Source organism: Salipiger sp. HF18 (genome assembly GCF_011806505.1).
GTDB classification, from domain to species: domain Bacteria; phylum Pseudomonadota; class Alphaproteobacteria; order Rhodobacterales; family Rhodobacteraceae; genus Salipiger; species Salipiger thiooxidans.
The window spans coordinates 1-3,335 of the sequence record NZ_JAATOS010000436.1; the positions used below are offsets into that span (position 1 = coordinate 1).

Annotated in this window: 3 protein-coding genes; 2 read left to right on the forward strand and 1 reads right to left on the reverse strand. The window is 65.9% G+C overall.

Translation table 11 applies throughout. The features are described 5' to 3' along the window. The first annotated feature begins 2 nt into the window (after window positions 1-2). A complete protein-coding gene (locus HC022_RS21945) occupies window positions 3-1,130 on the forward strand; it encodes a multidrug effflux MFS transporter (protein WP_167453826.1) in 1,128 nt (375 codons plus the stop codon). A gap of 307 nt (window positions 1,131-1,437) precedes the next feature. Here HC022_RS21945 and HC022_RS21950 read toward each other — a convergent pair whose 3' ends face one another. Next, on the reverse strand, window positions 1,438-1,869 hold the full coding sequence (locus tag HC022_RS21950) for a hypothetical protein (RefSeq protein ID WP_167453827.1): 432 nt from the start codon (window positions 1,867-1,869) through the stop codon (window positions 1,438-1,440). A 664-nt stretch (window positions 1,870-2,533) separates the two neighbouring features. Between HC022_RS21950 and HC022_RS21955 the strand changes: the two genes are divergently transcribed. Beyond that, a partial coding sequence (locus tag HC022_RS21955) for an NADP-dependent isocitrate dehydrogenase (protein ID WP_167453828.1) occupies window positions 2,534-3,335 on the forward strand: 802 nt, incomplete at its 3' end.

Consider the following 3,335-nt stretch of genomic DNA (forward strand, 5'->3'; position numbering starts at 1 on the left):
CGATGCTGCCCGCCCTGCCCGAGATCGGGGCCGAGCTGACCCCCGACGACGTCAACCGCGCGCAGCTCGTGGTCACAAGCTTCGTGCTCGGCATGGGGATCGGCACCTTCTTCACCGGGCCGCTGTCCGACACCTTCGGGCGCAAGCCGGTGGTTCTGGCGGGCGCGACGCTCTACGTGGTGATGTCGCTGGTCGCGGCGCAGGAGGATTCGCTCGAGCTGCTCCTGGTGGCGCGTCTGTTCCAGGGGCTCGGCGCCGCGGGCCCGCGGGTGGTGGCGCTGGCCATCGTGCGCGACCTGCATTCGGGGCGCGAGATGGCGCGGATCATGTCCTTCGTGATGATGATCTTCACCATCTTCCCGGCGCTGGCGCCCTCGATGGGCGCGGTGATCATCGACCTCAGCAGCTGGCGCGGCATCTTCATCGCCTTCGTGGTCTTCGCCACCATCTCCACCAGCTGGCTGATGCTGCGCCTGCCCGAGACGCTCCCGCGCGAGAAGCGCCGTCCATTCCGCCTGCGCACCCTCTGGGCCGCGGTGAAGGAGCTGCTCGGCCACACGGTGGTGCGGATCTCGATCGCGGTGCAGGCGCTGATCATGGCGATGCTGTTCTCGATGATCTCGACGGTACAGCCGATCTACGACATCAGCTACGGCCGCGCCGAGAGCTTCCCGCTGTGGTTCGGCGGCGTGGCGATCCTCGCGGCGTCGGGAAGCGTGCTGAACGCGGCGCTGGTGATGCGGCTGGGGATGCGCTTCCTCGTGACCGCGGTGCTGGGGCTGCAGGTGGTGTTGGCGGGCGCGGCACTGGTGGTTTTCGCCACGGGGCTGCCGAGCAATCTCGGCTTCGCGGTCTTCGTGGTCTGGCAGCTGGCGGTGTTCTTCCAGATGGGCCTGACCATGGGCAACCTCAACGCCATCGCGATGGAGCCGGTGGGGCATATCGCCGGGCTCGCCGCCTCGGTGATCGGCGCGCTGGCGACGGTCATGGGCGTGGTGATCGCGATCCCGACGGGTCTGATGTTCGACGGCACGCCGCTGCCGCTGGCGGGAGGGATCTTCGTCGAAGCGGTCCTCGCGCTGCTTCTGATGCGGAAGATGGCGAAGATCGAGCAGGCCAACCCGGTCTGATCGCTGCCCCGGCGACGCGCGCGGCATTCGGGCATCCGCGCGGACCGGCGGGCTTCCGTGCTTTTGCGGGCCGTTGCCACGATCCAGCGCTCTTCGACATGCCCCGCCCGCTGAGGCATCAGGCTTCTCTGCCCTGGGCTGCAAGCTTCTCGACCACAGACCACATTCATCTCGACCTCGGGCCCGGCGTGTCTCGGCCTCGGGCTCATTGCATCGGCGCCTCGGGTTCACAACATCTCTGTCCAAGGCGTATGCGTCTCAACCGCAAGCCAATAGGTCTGGCCCCCAAGCCCAAAGAGTCTCACTTTCAGGACCAACGCTTCTCACCCTCGGGTTCGACGCTTCTCCCCCTCAGAGCCGGCGCGTCTCCGTCTCCGGCGCGGCGGCTTGCCGCGGGACCAGCCGGAAGGCGCTCATGTCGTCGAGCAGCTCGATGATCCTGCCGCTCGCTGTGGTTGGAAAGATCGCCGGTGGCCGCCTCGTGCGCCTCGTCCTCGAAGGCATGGGCCTTGATCGTGGCACCGCCAAGGGCTTCCTGCAACTGCGAGACCGACTGGTTGAAATCGCGGCGCAGGCTCTCGCTGGCCTCTGGCATAGGCTCGGTGATGGCGCAGCCGAGATCGCGCTCCGCCAGCCGGTGCAGGCGCCGGTTGAAGAGCGTCACCACCTCCTGCGTTTCGCGGGCCGAGGCCTCGGCCCGCGACTGCGCCGCCGCGGCCTTGTGGGACTCGTCGGCCACCTGTTCGCGGCTTTGCTCTCAGCCGCTGCGAGAGCGGCCCCATGCCCATCAGCACCACCGCGGCGGAGGTCGCCGGCATGGTGGTGTGGCCGAGGCAGAGGTCGCTGACCACGTGCACCTGCAGAAGCATGACGGCGAGGGCGATCAGAAGCATCGGCTCGCTCATCGCGCGGATACGAGCAAGCGGGTGAGAGATGATGCGTCTTCTCCGCAACGCGACGCGATGCCCCTTGCATCGCGGACGGTCCAGGCGCCGAGCGCCAGCAGCCTGTCGACCACCGCGAGCACGCCGAAGGGCGCCGTCATTGGCCCCGCCGGTGCCCCGCCGGCGCGGCGCACCTGGTCGACGGTCGCCCTCCCAGGGCGGCGCGATGACCAGCACCGGCACCCCCGCCGCACCCGGCGCCGAGGCAAGCGCCATGCCGGAGCCGACGAGAACAGCGAGGGCCAGCACCAAGGCACCCATGGAGTTGCGAAGCATCTTGGACATGCGCCGCATCTATCAGCCCTGTCCTTTTCGCTTCCCTTACATCCCTCAAAGCTCGCTCAAATTTCCCGCAGGCGACGTCACATTAAGTATACAAATGCATACAACGCTTTTCCCGGGAGATTTTTTCGGCTAAGGGGCCGTCATAGCCCGCATGCTAACAGGAAAGGGTACTGCATGTCGAAGATCAAGGTAGACAACCCGATCGTCGAGATGGACGGCGATGAAATGACCAGGATCATCTGGGACTTCATCAAGAAGAAGCTGATCCTGCCCTATCTGGACCTCGACCTGCTTTACTACGACCTCGGGATCGAGGAGCGCGACCGCACCGAAGACCAGATCACCATCGACGCCGCGATGAAGACCAAAGAGGTCGGCTGCGCGGTGAAATGTGCCACGATCACCCCCGACGAGGCGCGGGTCGAGGAATTCGGGCTCAAGAAGATGTGGAAGTCGCCCAACGGCACGATCCGCAACATCCTTGGCGGCGTGGTGTTCCGCCAGCCGATCATCTGCCGCAACGTGCCGCGCCTCGTGCCCGGCTGGACCCGGCCCATCGTGATCGGCCGTCATGCCTTCGGGGACCAGTACAAGGCCACCGATTTCACCTTCCCCGGCGCCGGCAAGCTGACGATGAAATTCGTGGGCGAGGACGGCACGGTGATCGAGAAGGACGTCTACCAGGCGATGTACAACCTCGACAGCTCGATCATCGACTTCGCACGGGCCTCGCTCAACTACGGGCTGGCGCTCGGCTGGCCGGTGTACCTGTCGACCAAGAACACCATCCTCAAGGCCTATGACGGCCGCTTCAAGGACCTCTTCCAGAAGGTCTACGAGGAGGAGTTCGAAGAGAAGTTCAAGGCCAAGAAGATCTGGTACGAACACCGCCTGATCGACGACATGGTCGCCTGCTGCATGAAGTGGAACGGCGGGGTCGTCTGGGGCTGCCAGAACTACGACGGGGACGGGCAGG